Source organism: Pelagibacterium sp., assembly GCF_965249125.1.
Lineage (GTDB): Bacteria > Pseudomonadota > Alphaproteobacteria > Rhizobiales > Devosiaceae > Pelagibacterium.
The window spans coordinates 2003044-2016632 of sequence record NZ_OZ252217.1; the positions used below are offsets into that span (position 1 = coordinate 2003044).

General features: G+C 61.6%; 15 protein-coding genes. 8 read left to right on the forward strand and 7 right to left on the reverse strand.

Annotation, left to right across the window (positions count from 1 at the left end):
- Nucleotides 1-83: 83 nt before the first annotated feature.
- The 7 genes from cobF to cobM all read left to right on the forward strand — a co-directional run bounded on the left by cobF (nt 84) and on the right by cobM (nt 6460).
- Complete coding sequence (cobF, locus tag ACP148_RS09855; protein WP_421950731.1) at nt 84-833, forward strand: precorrin-6A synthase (deacetylating); 750 nt, start codon at nt 84-86, stop codon at nt 831-833.
- 287 nt (nt 834-1120) lie between these two features.
- Nucleotides 1121-2383, forward strand: a complete 1263-nt coding sequence (locus ACP148_RS09860; RefSeq protein ID WP_421950732.1) for a hypothetical protein — start codon at nt 1121-1123, stop codon at nt 2381-2383.
- Complete coding sequence (locus tag ACP148_RS09865) at nt 2380-3012, forward strand: precorrin-8X methylmutase (protein WP_421950733.1); 633 nt, start codon at nt 2380-2382, stop codon at nt 3010-3012. The genes ACP148_RS09860 and ACP148_RS09865 overlap by 4 nt, the downstream gene beginning before the upstream one ends.
- Nucleotides 3009-3743 carry a precorrin-2 C(20)-methyltransferase gene (locus ACP148_RS09870; protein ID WP_421950734.1) on the forward strand — a complete coding sequence of 245 codons (735 nt, stop codon included), beginning with the start codon at nt 3009-3011 and terminating at the stop codon, nt 3741-3743. The genes ACP148_RS09865 and ACP148_RS09870 overlap by 4 nt, the downstream gene beginning before the upstream one ends.
- The gene (gene cobJ, locus ACP148_RS09875) at nt 3740-4501 is read left to right on the forward strand and encodes a precorrin-3B C(17)-methyltransferase (RefSeq protein ID WP_421950735.1); all 762 of its coding nucleotides are present in this window, start codon (nt 3740-3742) and stop codon (nt 4499-4501) included. Before ACP148_RS09870 ends, cobJ begins: the two co-directional genes overlap by 4 nt.
- A complete protein-coding gene (gene cbiE, locus ACP148_RS09880) occupies nt 4494-5705 on the forward strand; it encodes a precorrin-6y C5,15-methyltransferase (decarboxylating) subunit CbiE (RefSeq protein WP_421950736.1) in 1212 nt (403 codons plus the stop codon). Before cobJ ends, cbiE begins: the two co-directional genes overlap by 8 nt.
- Nucleotides 5702-6460, forward strand: coding sequence for a precorrin-4 C(11)-methyltransferase (cobM, locus tag ACP148_RS09885; protein WP_421950737.1), 759 nt, complete (start codon nt 5702-5704; stop codon nt 6458-6460). Before cbiE ends, cobM begins: the two co-directional genes overlap by 4 nt.
- On the opposite strand, the gene ACP148_RS09890 is transcribed toward cobM, so the two are convergent.
- The 7 genes from ACP148_RS09890 to ACP148_RS09920 form a co-directional block, all read right to left on the reverse strand.
- On the reverse strand, nt 6444-8159 hold the full coding sequence (locus ACP148_RS09890) for a SulP family inorganic anion transporter (protein ID WP_421950738.1): 1716 nt from the start codon (nt 8157-8159) through the stop codon (nt 6444-6446). The genes cobM and ACP148_RS09890 overlap by 17 nt on opposite strands.
- An 11-nt stretch (nt 8160-8170) precedes the next feature.
- Nucleotides 8171-8497 (reverse strand): TIGR01244 family sulfur transferase, encoded by a 327-nt coding sequence (locus tag ACP148_RS09895; protein WP_421950739.1) that lies wholly within the window; start codon nt 8495-8497, stop codon nt 8171-8173.
- Between the two features lie 5 nt (nt 8498-8502).
- Entirely contained in the window at nt 8503-8949 is a 447-nt protein-coding gene (locus tag ACP148_RS09900; RefSeq protein WP_421950740.1) for a DUF6691 family protein, read from the reverse strand.
- Nucleotides 8946-9374, reverse strand: a complete 429-nt coding sequence (locus ACP148_RS09905; RefSeq protein WP_421950741.1) for a YeeE/YedE family protein — start codon at nt 9372-9374, stop codon at nt 8946-8948. The genes ACP148_RS09900 and ACP148_RS09905 overlap by 4 nt, the downstream gene beginning before the upstream one ends.
- 38 nt (nt 9375-9412) lie before the next feature.
- Nucleotides 9413-9751, reverse strand: coding sequence for an ArsR/SmtB family transcription factor (locus tag ACP148_RS09910; RefSeq protein WP_421950742.1), 339 nt, complete (start codon nt 9749-9751; stop codon nt 9413-9415).
- On the reverse strand, nt 9745-10623 hold the full coding sequence (locus ACP148_RS09915; RefSeq protein ID WP_421950743.1) for an MBL fold metallo-hydrolase: 879 nt from the start codon (nt 10621-10623) through the stop codon (nt 9745-9747). Before ACP148_RS09915 ends, ACP148_RS09910 begins: the two co-directional genes overlap by 7 nt.
- Before the next feature lie 116 nt (nt 10624-10739).
- A complete protein-coding gene (locus ACP148_RS09920) occupies nt 10740-12605 on the reverse strand; it encodes a diguanylate cyclase (protein WP_421950744.1) in 1866 nt (621 codons plus the stop codon).
- A gap of 194 nt (nt 12606-12799) precedes the next feature.
- On the opposite strand from ACP148_RS09920, the gene ACP148_RS09925 reads away from it, so the two are divergent.
- Complete coding sequence (locus tag ACP148_RS09925) at nt 12800-13519, forward strand: phosphatase PAP2 family protein (protein WP_421950745.1); 720 nt, start codon at nt 12800-12802, stop codon at nt 13517-13519.
- Nucleotides 13520-13589: the final 70 nt, after the last annotated feature.

Sequence of the window (13589 nt, forward strand, 5' to 3'; positions counted from 1 at the left end):
GATTGGTGGTTCGGGACACAAGACCCCGCCTGGAAAATTTTCGGCATCTTTGCGGCGACGCAATCCCATGCTCTAAGGCAGCAATGAAAAACCTCCTCGTCATCGGCATCGGCACCGGCAATCCCGAGCATCTGAGCATGCAGGCCATCGCAGCGCTCAACCGGGCCGATGTCATCTTCATTCCCACCAAGGGCGAGGATAAATCGACGCTGGCCGCCATCCGCATGACAATCTGCGAGCGCTACATCTCGCGACCATACCAGCTTGTCGAATACCCCATTTCGGCGCGCAACGAGGCCATCGGCGATTACACCCAACGCGTGCTCGACTGGCACGATCTGATCGCCCAAAGCTATATCGAGATGTTTGCCCAAGCTCCGCAGGACGCCACTGGAGCCCTTCTGGTCTGGGGCGACCCCGGCCTGTACGACAGCACGCTGCGCATCCTTGAATCGGTCAAGGCAAAATCCGATCTCGCCTTCACCATCGACGTCATCCCCGGCATCACCGCGATTGCCGCGCTGACCGCCGCCTTCGCCATCCCGCTCAACACCATCGGCAACCCGGTGACCATCACGACGGGCCGCAAGCTCGCGGCAGGCTGGCCCGAGGGCGCCGATACGGTCGTTGTCATGCTCGACGGCAGGAAAACCTATGCCGGCATCGACCCCACTGGCCTCCACATCTATTGGGCGGCCTATGCCGGGATGGACGATCAGATTCTGATCGAAGGCCCCCTTGCCAATGTCCGCGACCAGATTTCTGTGGCACGGGACGCCGCCCGCGCCCGGCATGGCTGGATCATGGACATCTACCTGCTGCGCCGGACATAAAGCCTCGTCAGATGAAACCCTGGGCTGCCCCCCCGACGCCCTCTTCGCTGCTCCGGACCCGGCTTTCGCCGGGATAAACTCCAGCCGGAGTCCATGGGCGCCTCAAAGCCACCGGTGGCTAGGCAAGGCTGCTGGGTCCCGGATCCGGTCCGGGACAGCGATGGTGAGGTGCTTCGCCTCCCCCAATGTCATTGCCGGCTTCCATCTCAATCACGCCCCCACAATCACCGCAGCAAAGTCAGCACTCTCCCCTATCTCGCCCCGCCTCCGCTTGCTAAGAGACGCATATGACAGCAGCTCCAACCCCACGCGGCGCCTGCCCGACCCTCGAAAACCCCATGGCCGTGGCCGATGGCCTGCTCGCCCGCTTTCGTCCTGAAAGGGGGCTTTCCCCCGACCAACTCGCGGCACTGGCCGACGCGGCGGACGCCCATGGCAACGGGCTGATCGAGGTTACGGCGCGGGGCAATCTGCAAGTGCGCGGGCTTTCCGATTCGTCGGCGGCTCCCTTTCGCGACGCGCTTGCCAATGCCGGTATTGCCGCCCAGCCGACGCCTGCCATCGAAATCTCCCCGCTGGCGAGCGACGACCCCAAGGCCATGGCCGATCCACGCCCGCTGGCCCTCGCCCTGCGCGCCGTCTGTAACGATGCGCTCGCCCACGGCCCGCTTTCGCCAAAACTTTCCATCGTCCTTGTCACCGGCGGCCAGGTCCTGCTCGACGGCCTTAAGGCCGATATCCGGCTGATCGCCCGCCCCGATGGCTGGGTGCTCGAATTGGGCAGCGACACGCTTGGCGAGCTCGATGAGGCCGATATCCCCGCCGCTGTGGCGATCATCCTCGAAGCGCTTCAGGCCGAAGGCCAGCGCGTCCGCGCCAGCGATCTTGCCGCCCCCGCGATTGCCGCGAAAATCAAAAACCTCCGCCCGCGCGCGTATTCCAGCGTCCGCCCCGCCAGCTACATGGTCGGCCCCTTGAGCCTTTCGGACCATGCCCCCGCCCTGCGCATCGGCCTGCCCTTCGGTCAGGTGCGCGCGCGACAGGTTCGCGATCTGGCCCAGATCATGGCCGAACAGGGCGTGGGGGAAGCCCGCACGGCGCCGGACCGCTCTCTTGTCCTTGTCGGGTTCGACGCCTCGACCCTGCGCGACCTCGCCCCGGCCCTGGCACGGGTCGGCTATTGGACCCGCCCTGATGCTACCGGCGTAAAACTGTCGATTTGCTCGGGGGCTGAAGACACCGACGCGGGCGTCATCCAGGCGGCCGAGCTGGCGCAGGCGTTCTATTCCGCCTCGCCCGAACTGATCGACGGCTCGTTCCACATTCACGTCTCAACTTGCGCCAAGGGATGCCCCCATGCGGGGCGTCCCGGCATCGTGCTCGATGGCAGCGAATTGACGCTTTACCGCGCACCCGACGCCAAACCGCTTGCAACGCTCGATCCTGACGCTATTGAAACCGGCATCGTTTCTTTGGCCAATCGAATCCGCGATATTCGCCAGCCCGGCGAGACGACGCTTTCGGTTCTTGGCCGGCTGGGGCAGCAATGACGCAATATGACTATGTCCGCGACGGGCAAGAGATTTACCGCCAGTCCTTCGCCACCATCCGCGCCGAGGCCGACCTTTCGCGCTTCTCACCCGCCGAGGCCGACCTCGCCGTGCGGATGATCCACGCCTGCGGCATGGTCGAGGCGGCCCGGCATTTCCATTTCTCTCCCGGCTTCGTCGAAGCGGCGCGCGGTGCGCTCGAACGTGGCAAGCCGATTTTCACCGATGCCGAAATGGTGGCGCGCGGTGTCACGCGTTCGCGCCTGCCGGCGGACAATGAAGTGATCTGCGAGATCAACAATATCGAAACCCCCTTTTTGGCGCAGGACCATGGCAATACGCGTTCGGCCGCCGCCATCCACATCTGGCTGCCGCGTCTCGAGGGCGCCGTGGTCGCCATCGGCAATGCACCGACCGCGCTGTTCCACCTTCTCGAACTGCTCCGCGACGGCGCGCCAAAACCCGCCGCCATCATCGGCATGCCGGTGGGCTTCGTGGGCGCAACGGAGTCAAAACAGGCACTTAGGGAAAATTCCTACGGCGTTCCTTTCGCCATCGTCGAAGGCCGTCTTGGTGGCAGCGCCATGACCGCCGCCGCGCTCAACGCGCTTGCGAGGCCCGGCATATGAGCCAGACACGGGGCAGGCTGATCGGGGTGGGCACCGGGCCGGGCGATCCCGAGCTTTTGACGCTCAAGGCCGTGCGCGCCATTCTCGATGCCGATGTCGTCGCCCATTTCCTCAAGCGCGGTCGCCCCGGCAATGCCCGCGCCATCGTTGCGCCCCACTGGCCGGAAAACGCCATCGAATTGCCGCTGGAATATCCGGTCACCACCGAAGTCCATCGGCACGATGAAAGTTACAAGAGCCAGATCGCTGCGTTCTTTGACGATGCGGCGCTGCACATCGCCCACCATCTCGATAAGGGCAAGACAGTCGCCGTGCTGTCGGAAGGCGATCCGTTCTTTTACGGCTCCTACATGCACATTCATGTGCGCCTGGCCCCCGCCTATTCCACCGAGGTGATCGCGGGCGTTACCTCTCTTTCGGGTTGCTGGTCGCAAGCGGGCGTGCCGCTCATGCAGGGCGACGACATATTCACCGTCCTGCCGGGAACGCTCGATCTTGCCGATCTTCAGACCCGTCTAGGCTCCACAGATAGCGCCGTCATCATGAAGGTGGGCCGTAACCTGCCGAAAATCCGCGACGCGCTCAAAGCCGCCGGGAAATTCGACAGCGCCATCTATGTCGAGCGCGGCACCATGGACACTGCAATCGTCCTGCCGCTCAAGGACCGCGACGACAGTCCTGCCCCCTATTTCAGCCAGATCCTGGTTCCCGGCTGGAAGACACGTCCATGAGCGGCACGCTGTACGTCATCGGGACCGGTCCGGGCAGCCCCGAGCAGATTACACTCGAAGCGCAGGCCGCCATTGCCGCTTCGAGCCACTTCTTCGGCTACAAGCCCTATATCGAGCGGCTGAACCTTTCGCCTGAGCAGGTCGCCGTCCCTTCGGACAATCGCGAGGAACTCGACCGCGCCCGCTCAGCGCTTGCGCTGGCCGCAGAGGGCAACACCGTCGCCATGGTTTCGGGCGGCGATCCGGGGGTGTTTGCCATGGCCGCCGCGGTCTGCGAAGCGATCGACACCGGCGAGCCCGAGTGGCGCGACATCGACCTTATCATCGTCCCCGGCGTCACCGCTATGCTGGCAACAGCGGCCCGGATCGGCGCCCCGTTGGGCAATGATTTTTGTGCCATTTCGCTTTCGGACAATCTCAAGCCGTGGGCGATCATCGAAAAGCGCATCCGCGCCGCCGCCGGCGCCGGCTTTGCCATTGCATTTTATAACCCCATCTCGAAATCGCGGCCCTGGCAACTGGGCAAGGCGCTTGAAATCCTGCGCGAAATTCTGCCCCCTGAAACCGTGGTGTCCATTGGGCGTGGCGTGGGAGTGCACCGAGGGTCTATTGGGCGTCAGGCGCTCTCCGAGGTAAAGCCCGAGACCATCGACATGTCCACCTGCCTCATCATCGGCAATGCCCTCACACGGGTGATCGAACGCCCCGAAAAGCCCGATCTCGTTTACACACCGCGCTGGGTGCCCGAACATGGCTGACCGCTGGCTCACCATCGTCGGCATCGGTGAGGACGGGCTGGATGGTCTTACCGATCTCACCAAGTCGTTGATTGCCAACGCGGAAGTGGTGTTCGGTGGCGAGCGGCATCTGCGCCTCGTGCGCGGCATGAACCTTGCCGAACAGCGCCGCTGGCAAAGCCCGATCGAAACCTCGATTGAAGAAGTCGCCCGGTTGCGCGGGCGCAAGCGCGTCTGCGTCCTCGCCAGTGGAGACCCCTTCCATTACGGGATCGGCGCCACTCTGGCCCGCCGCATTCCGGCAGTGGAAATGCTTGTGATTACAAGCCCTTCCTCGTTCTCTCTCGCCGCCGCCCGCATGGGATGGCCGCTGCAGGACGTGACAACATTGTCGTTGCACGGGCGGCCCATCGAACTGGTCTTGCCGCACATGCATCCGGGCCGAAAAATCCTTGCCCTGACGTCCGATGAGACCGAACCGGCCCGGATCTCGGGACTTTTGACCGAAGCCGGGTTTGGTCGCAGCGCGGTAACGGTTCTCGACGCACTGGGCGGTCCGCACGAGAAAGTGCGCACCACGCCAGCGCAGTCTTTCGATATCGGAAACATCAGTCCGCTCAACGTTCTGGCGATAGATATCCTGGCCGACGAAAACGCGCGCATCGTACCGCTCACGCCGGGCTTGCCCGATGACTGGTTCGACCATGACGGGCAGATCACCAAGCACGAAATCCGCGCGCTGACCCTTTCCGCCCTCGCCCCCCGGCGCGGCGAATTGCTGTGGGACATCGGGGCGGGTTCGGGTTCGGTCGGCATCGAATGGATGCTGTCGGACCCTTCGCTCTCGGCCATCGCCATTGAGGCCGATCCCGTACGCAGTGCCCGCATTGCGGACAATGCGGCTTTGATGGGCGTTCCGGGGCTGACAATCAGAGTCGGGCGTGCGCCGCAAGTCCTTGAGAAACTTGAGCAACCTGACGCCATCTTTATCGGTGGTGGCGGCACCGAGGATGGCGTCATCGATGCCGCGATCGCCGCGCTCAAGCCCGGCGGGCGACTGGTCGCCAACGCGGTAACCCTTGAAATGGAAGCGCTTTTGGCGCTGCTCCATCAGCAAATGGGCGGCAGCCTCACGCGCATTCAGATCGCCCGCGCCGAACCGCTGGGCACCATGAGCGGCTGGCGTCCCGCCATGCCGGTCACCCAATGGGTGTGGGCCAAATGAGCGTCCATTTCATCGGCGCCGGACCCGGCGCGGCGGACCTCATAACCGTACGCGGGCGCGACATCCTAAGCCGTTGTCCCGTCTGCCTTTATGCCGGATCGATTGTCCCGAAAGACCTGCTCGACTGGTGCCCCAAAGATGCCCGTCTGGTCGATACCGCCCCATTGTCGCTCGATGAAATTGAGGCTGAGTATCTCGCGGCCCACGCAGCAGGTCTGGACGTTGCACGCCTGCATTCGGGCGATCTTTCCATGTGGAGCGCGGTCGCCGAACAGATTCGCCGCCTTGATGCCCATTCCATCCCCTACACCCTGACGCCGGGCGTCCCCGCATTCGCCGCCGCGGCTGCGGCACTTGGGCAGGAGCTGACCAAGCCAACCCTGGCGCAAAGCCTTATTCTGACACGCGTTTCCGGACGTGCTTCGGCGATGCCGGACCGCGAAACCCTCGCCAATTTCGGGGCCAGCGGCGCAACACTCGCCATCCATCTGGCCATCCACGCGCTCGATGAAATCGTCGCCGAACTCACCCCGCTCTACGGCCCCGATTGCCCAGTCGCCATCGTTGCGTGGGCCAGTTGGGACAGGGAAAAAATCGTCCGCGGCACACTGGGCGATATCGCCGGGAAAATCGCGACGGACCCCATTGAGCGCACGGCAATCATCTTCGTGGGTCAAACCCTTGCCGCCGAAGGGTTTTCCGACAGCTCGCTCTACGATGCCGCCTATCAGCGCCGGTTCAGGGGGCGCGATTAGCCGATAGCGCCGCCACCGCGTCGTGATGGCTCAGGAACACCTCGCCGTTGAGATGATCGAGGAAATCGGTTCGCTTGAGCCGATCCATCACCGGACCTTTCACCTCGGACAGGTTCAGGCCAATGCCTTGTTCGGTAAGGCGAATATTGATCGCTTCGAGGCTTTCGAGGGCCGACATGTCGATGGCGTTTATAGCCGGGCACATCAGAATGACCTGTGTTATCTCCGGCCTTGAGGAAATCTCGCCGGCGATCCGCTCTTCGAGATAGCGCGCATTGGCAAAATAGAGACTTTCATCGACCCGCAGTGCGAGAATGTGAGGGTCGGTCCGAACATCGTGACGGTTGATATTGCGGAAGTGTTCGGTCCCCGGGACCCGGCCAACGATTGCCATATGGGGTCGCGAACTGCGGTAGAAAAACACCAACAACGATGCCGCCACACCAAGGGAAATGCCGGCTTCGACCCCGAAGATCAGCGTTCCCGCGAGAGTTGTCGCCACGGCAAGAAAATCGGCTCTCGAATAGGTCCAGGATTTTTTCAGGATGGAGAAATCGACCAGTGCCAGCACCGCCACGACGATCGTTGCAGCCAGCGTCGCCTTGGGCAAAAGCGCGAGAAAAGGGGTCAGCACAAGCGTGGCGATGGCAATGCCGACCGCCGTGAACATGCCCGCCGCAGGTGTCGCCGCGCCGGCGTCATGATTGACCACCGAACGCGCAAATCCGCCCGTAACCGGAAAACCCGAGCCGATGGCTGAGGCGACGTTGGCCGCGCCGAGCCCCACCAGTTCCCTATCGGGATCTATGCGCTCACGCTTTTTGGCGGCAAGGGTCTGGGCAACGGAAATCGACTCAACGAAACCGACGATCGAAATGATGAGCGCCGGGCCGATAAGGGCGCTGACAAGATCAAGGTCGAGATTGGGCAGTGAAAACAGGGGGAGCCCCTGCGGTACTGCCCCCACCAGCGCCACGCCTTTCGTGCCAAGGTCAAACACCGCCGAGGCAACGATTGCCAGCAGCACCACGACAACGGGGGCGGCGCGAACGGCGAACATGGCCACCCCAGCAGACAGCCCCGCTGCAACCAGGGTCCGCCTCATACCGAGCCGGACCCAGATGAGTGCCGCAAGCGAGGCTGCGCCGACCACGAACGTATAAGGGTTGAACTGCCCCCAATTTTCGACGATCGAGACCATCAGTTCGGGCATTGCATGGCCCGTGCCGGAGATGCCAAGCAGTCCACCGACCTGGCTCGTCGCAATGATGAGGCCGGACGCCGTAATGAAGCCGGAGATCACCGGATGAGAGAGGAAATTGGCGATGAAGCCCAGCCGGAACAGACCCATAAGCGCGAGGATACCCCCTGAGAGCAGAGCCAGCACGACCGCCGCGCTAGCATAGTCCGCGGTGCCCTCCTGCGCGATCCGCCCTATGGCGGCCGCCGTCATCAGCGACACGACTGCAACCGGACCAACGGCCAGAGAGGTGGACGAGCCGAAAATCCCATAGGCGACCAGCGGCAGGATAGAGGCATAAAGCCCGACTTCGGGCGGCAATCCGGCCAACAGCGCATAGGCCAGAGATTGCGGGATCAGCATGATCGTAACGATCACCGCAGCCAGAAAATCGCGGCCAAACTTGTGCCGCGAGTACCGGCTACCCCAATTGAGGATGGGGACGTATTTTTCGAGCATGGCCAAGAGCCCTATCGATCGAGTGTGGCGTAAAGGCTCCCGGCACGCGCACCCGAGCGGCAGTAGCCGAGCACCGGGCCATCGAGAGATGCCATCGCTTCGTGGAAGCGAATGATCTGTCCCTCGGTCGGCGGACCGGATACCGGCACATGGTGGGCGGAAAGACCCGCTGCCCGCGCCGCGGCTTCAATCTGCGCAAAATTTGGTTGATCTGACTCCTCATCATCGGGACGGGCGCAAACGATACCCACGAACCCCATATCCTTGAGCGCTTCGATATCGCCGGGATTGATCTGTCCGGTGGTTGAAAAGCGCTCGTCGATCTTATTGATGTTCATGGCAATCACCTTGGAGTCTGGAGTTCACGGCTGGTCAGGATTTGGCGTGCACTGCGCGCCAGCATGATGCCGCCAATCATCGCGGCAACGAAGACGAAAGCGTCGGGCTCACCAAGGCCGAGGGCGGGAATCGAACCGCCAGGACAAAACCCCGTAATGCCCCAGCCGATGCCGAAGATCGCCGAGCCGGCCACCAGCGGCACGTCGATCGCCTTGGATACGGGCACATGGAATGCCTTGTCAAAAACGGGCGCTGGCCGTTTGAGGACGAAGAAATAGCCTGCGGCAGTCACGGCCAGTGCGCTGGCCATAACGAGAGCCAAAGACGGATCCCAAGAGCCGGCAAAGTCGAAAAAATTGAGCACTTTGGCCGGATTGGCCATGCCTGAAACAGCAATCCCGGCGCCGAAGATCAGGCCGATGACGCCCGCAAATACAATCTTCTGCATCATAGACCTCCGAGAACGTGGCGAATGACGAATACGGTCGCGGCGGTTGAGGCCATAAAGACGATGGTGGCAACGATAGAGCGCGGAGAGAGACGGGCAATGCCGCAAACCCCGTGTCCAGACGTACAGCCGGAGCCGAAATACACACCGATGCCAACGCAGAGCCCGCCACCAATCAGCCAGGGCACGGGAACCCGGCTTTGGAAGCTGACGACATCGCCAAAAATGGCAACGATGAGGATCGGGGCAACGATGGCGCCGCCAAGAAACGCCGCCCGCCAGGCCCAATCGCCATGAACAGGGGGAATAACGGCGGTAAGAATGCCGGTCATACCCGCAATGCGTCCATGAAACGCCATGAGCAGGACGGAGGCCAGCCCGATCAGCGCCCCGCCAAACAGCGAGGGCAAGAGAGTGAATTCAGTCATTGAGAATACCTCGATCGCTTAAAGCGGAAGATGAGAGATCACTGTGCGTCCGGTCCGCAGAACAGGTCGTACATGGTGGAAACGATGGCCTTCACCTTGGGATCGGACAGGCGGTAAAAGACCGCCTTGCCCTCCTTGCGGGCCTCGATCATGCCAGCGCTGCGCAGTTCGGCGAGTTGCTGGGACAGGCCGGGCTGGCGGATATTGAGCAGGTCTTCGAGCCCGCGCACGCTGCGCTCGCCCTCGACCAGCGCGCATACAACGAGCAGGCGGTCCCGGTTGGCCAACTTCTTGAGAAAAGCCGTCGCCTCGTCGACCCTGTCCTTGATGACTGTTGTCCGGTGAGGGAGTTCTTGTGTTTCGGTTCCGATCACCATGGTGCACCTCCCAACGCGTCGAGCGGAATCTTGAGATAGCGCTTGCCGTTGGATTCGGGCTCGGGCAGCCGCCCGCCATTGGTATTGATCTGCAGGGCGTGCAGGATCAGCTTTGGCATGGGAAGCGTCTTGTCGCGCGCATCCCGGGCCGCCCTGAAAGCATCCATGGTCGTGTATTTTGACATGTGGATGTTGGTGACCCTCTGTTCGGCCACCGTCGATTCCCATCGTGGTTCACGGCCGCCAGGCTGGTAGTCATGCCCGGTAAAAATGCGAGTTTCGTCGGGCAGCGCCAGAATGGCCTGTATCGAATTCCAGAGCACTCCAGAACTTCCGCCGGGGAAATCGGCACGCGCCGTGCCGCTATCGGGCATGAAAAGCGTGTCGTGGACGAAAGCCGCATCGCCGATCAAATACGTTATCGAAGCCAGCGTGTGCCCGGGCGAGAACATGACCCTGGCGGGCATGTTGCCGACCTTGAACTCATCTCCATCGGCGAACAGCTTGTCCCACTGACTGCCATCGGTCCTGAAATCGGGCCAGTTGTAAATGCTCTTCCAGAGCTTCTGGACCTCGACGACTTTTTCGCCGATTGCGGTTCGTACGCCGGTTTTTTCCTTGAGGTACTGGGCCGCAGAAAAATGATCGGCGTGAGGATGGGTGTCCAGTATCCACTCGAGTTCGTATCCCTTCGCCGCGATGAAGGTGAGCAGTTTGTCGGCCTGAATGGTGGCTGTGCAGGCGGATTTTTCGTCGTAGTCCAGAACCGGATCCACAATGGCGCATTTCCCGGTTTCGGGGTCAGCGACTACATATTGGATGGAAAACGTACGGGGCTCGAAAAATCCGGTGACTTCGGGTCTTACAGGCATGAGTAGGCTTTCGTGAGCGGTCAGTTGAGACTAAGACTGCCAGATAATAACGATTGCATTTTTTTGCAATAACAATTTTGAAAGTTTATGTGTGCGGCGCCAATCCGGTGCGAGCGCTACTCTGCCGCAGCCGCCATAACGCGATTTCGTCCGGCCGCCTTGGCGGAATAAAGGGCGCCATCGGCCCGGCGCACGAGGCTCTCGGGTGTCGTAGGCGCTCTGGCCAGATCATATTCGGCTACGCCGAGGCTGGCGGTAACCTCGTTCCCCAGATCGCGAATGCTCGCGTCGGCGATGGCACCGCGAATGCGCTCGGCAACGGCTTCAGCGCCGGCCTGATTGGTGTCCGGCAAAATGACTGCAAACTCTTCCCCGCCATATCGCGCGGCAAGATCGGATGGCCGGAGCAGGCTGGTCTTCATGGCGTTAGCCACCATGATCAGGCACCGATCGCCGGCCTGATGGCCATTTACGTCGTTGTAATGCTTGAACCGATCCACATCGAGCAGGATCAGGCTCAGCGGTGTTCCTGCACGTCCGCAACGTGCCATATCCCGCTCCAGAGTTTCATCGAATACCCGACGATTGGCGAGCCCTGTCAGGGCATCGGTGGACGCCTGCCGGGAAAGATCGGCATTGGCCTCGATCAGAGCGCGTTCGGCAAGTTTGAGGTCGGTGACATCGGTGACAATGACCACGGCGGAGTCATTGCTGGCCGTCTGATTGCGCAATTGGAGGTAACTGCCGTTAAACAGTTCGACGGTGACCACATTGGGCACCCGCAACAGGCTGCCGACGCGTTGCACCCATCCTTCGATGTCGTCGTCGGGGATGCCGAGCTGTTCGCCAGTGCGTGCGCATTCGAGCAATATCTCATTGATGTGTTTTCCCGGCACCCGCGCATGCGCGGACCGAGGAAACGCGTCCCGATACTGGTCATTGCAAAAGACCAGATAGCCGTCGCGATCAAACAGCGCGAGGCCATCGCTCATTTCGGACATGGCAAGAGAGAGGCGGTCACGGCTCTCGATGAGCTCGCGCTCGAGTTGCTTGACGACCGTGGTATCGACGGTCATCCCGGCCAGCCCGACGATCCGACCATCCTTGCCGCTAAGCGGAACTTTCGAGGTTCGATACCAGCGGGGTCGTCCCGATTTGTCGGCCACTTCCTCCTCAAAATCCAGCAGGGCGGATCTGCTCTCCATGATGGTTCGTTCCTGCTCATAGAGTTCCTGCGCTCGTTCCGGGCCGGTGATATCGAAGTCGGTCAATCCGATCATTCCGCCGGGATCGGGATATCCATGATGCCGGGCCACGGCCTCGTTCACAGTCAGGAACCGGCCCTGTGTGTCCTTGACGTAGAGAAATTCGGGCGCCTGCGCGAGAGCCGCCCGCGGGATGGATCGGTCGCGCCCCGCCTGACGGGCGCCAAGTATGGTCAACCCCATCATCAGCGTCGCCAAAAGGGTCAAGACCATCCCGGGCACGACAAAATCACGGGCTTCCTCAAGACTGACGACACGGGTGAGAAGAAACACCATCACCAGCAACAGCAGAGCCATCGCAACGGCGAGAAAGAGTATCCAGAATGGATTTGGCAATGGAGATCGGGCTGTTGTCCGAACGCCCAACCCGACAAGGGCGGCCGCTGCCAGATGGAAAACGCCCAGCGCGGCGCCGGCTCCACCTTCGAGCAGCCGATATGTCCCCGCCATGACGATCGCAACGGCGGCGACCAGCGGACCGCTGAAGAATGCCCCTACGGCCACGACACTGGTTCTGAGATCATAGACCACGCCGGGCACGATTTCGACGGCCAACAGCATCGTGGAAACGGCCGCGCTGCCGACCAGGGCGCCTATGCAAAGCTTGCGGACAATCCAACGCTGCTTGTCCAGCCAATCGGACGCCAAAGACCAGATGGAAGAGAACAGGGCCACAACGGCCAGGTTGGCAATTAGGGGTTGCCAGATTTCGGACACGGTACGCACAAACCTTTTTTGGTCGTTGTCTGAGCCCCCGCAGCGATTATGCCCTACCCCGCTTGTCGTGCAACCGGCGTTATGCAAATCGCTAAAATGCCGATCTTTGCTGGGCTAGAACATCAAAATTGGATAGGTCTGGAGCCGTATCGCTTGTTCGCCCCCTCACCTGATCGCCAGTCGGAGGCCGCATATTGCTCAAATTTTTCAAGCACCATCTTTCCCGCAACCGGCTCCGGCAGGTGCGCGAGATCGTATTCGCAGAGCAGGCGGTGCTGTTTGGCGTCGGACTGGCAGCGGCGCTGATCTTTGCGTTTATCGAAATCGCCGACGAGGTCAACGAGAGCGAAACCCACGAAATCGATATAGCGATACTCGAAATGTTCAGGGCCCCGGGCGACCCCAGCCAGATGATCGGACCATTCTGGCTTCAGGAAGCGGTGCGGGACGTGACGGCCCTTGGAAGCTTTTCCGTTCTAACGCTGATGGTCTCAAGCGTCGTAATCTACCTGTTGCTTACACGTCGCGCCGGCGCTGCAATATTGGTGTCAGGCGCCGTCATTAGCGGGTCTCTGCTTACCGACCTCCTCAAGACGTTTTTTGACCGCCCACGGCCGGAATTTTCCGCGCTGGCTCAAGACCTGTCGGCCAGCTTTCCGAGCGGGCATTCGATGATCGCGGCTGTAACCTATCTCACGCTCGGCGCCTTGCTTGCCCAATTGTCAGGTCGATGGCGGGAAAGGGTTTTCTTTTTTGGAGTCGCCATCGTCCTGACGACGCTGGTGGGCATCTCGCGCGTATTGCTCGGCGTCCATTATCCCAGTGACGTGCTGGCCGGCTGGGCGCTGGGAGCGGCCTGGGCGCTCGCAGCCGCCACGCTCACTTCGATCCTCCATCGGCGCGGAGCAATCTAGGGCCGAGATTTCGGCCTTGCCCCGCTACCCAGTATTACGGGCAAAAGTTCGGTTTTGACGAATCCTGTTC

Coding starts and splice junctions, on each gene's coding strand:
- cobF (WP_421950731.1), top strand. CDS start 84: ATGAAAAACCTCCTCGTCATCGGCATCGGCACCGGCAATCCCGAGCAT.
- ACP148_RS09860 (WP_421950732.1), top strand. CDS start 1,121: ATGACAGCAGCTCCAACCCCACGCGGCGCCTGCCCGACCCTCGAAAAC.
- ACP148_RS09865 (WP_421950733.1), top strand. CDS start 2,380: ATGACGCAATATGACTATGTCCGCGACGGGCAAGAGATTTACCGCCAG.
- ACP148_RS09870 (WP_421950734.1), top strand. CDS start 3,009: ATGAGCCAGACACGGGGCAGGCTGATCGGGGTGGGCACCGGGCCGGGC.
- cobJ (WP_421950735.1), top strand. CDS start 3,740: ATGAGCGGCACGCTGTACGTCATCGGGACCGGTCCGGGCAGCCCCGAG.
- cbiE (WP_421950736.1), top strand. CDS start 4,494: ATGGCTGACCGCTGGCTCACCATCGTCGGCATCGGTGAGGACGGGCTG.
- cobM (WP_421950737.1), top strand. CDS start 5,702: ATGAGCGTCCATTTCATCGGCGCCGGACCCGGCGCGGCGGACCTCATA.
- ACP148_RS09890 (WP_421950738.1), bottom strand. CDS start 8,159: ATGCTCGAAAAATACGTCCCCATCCTCAATTGGGGTAGCCGGTACTCG.
- ACP148_RS09895 (WP_421950739.1), bottom strand. CDS start 8,497: ATGAACATCAATAAGATCGACGAGCGCTTTTCAACCACCGGACAGATC.
- ACP148_RS09900 (WP_421950740.1), bottom strand. CDS start 8,949: ATGATGCAGAAGATTGTATTTGCGGGCGTCATCGGCCTGATCTTCGGC.
- ACP148_RS09905 (WP_421950741.1), bottom strand. CDS start 9,374: ATGACTGAATTCACTCTCTTGCCCTCGCTGTTTGGCGGGGCGCTGATC.
- ACP148_RS09910 (WP_421950742.1), bottom strand. CDS start 9,751: ATGGTGATCGGAACCGAAACACAAGAACTCCCTCACCGGACAACAGTC.
- ACP148_RS09915 (WP_421950743.1), bottom strand. CDS start 10,623: ATGCCTGTAAGACCCGAAGTCACCGGATTTTTCGAGCCCCGTACGTTT.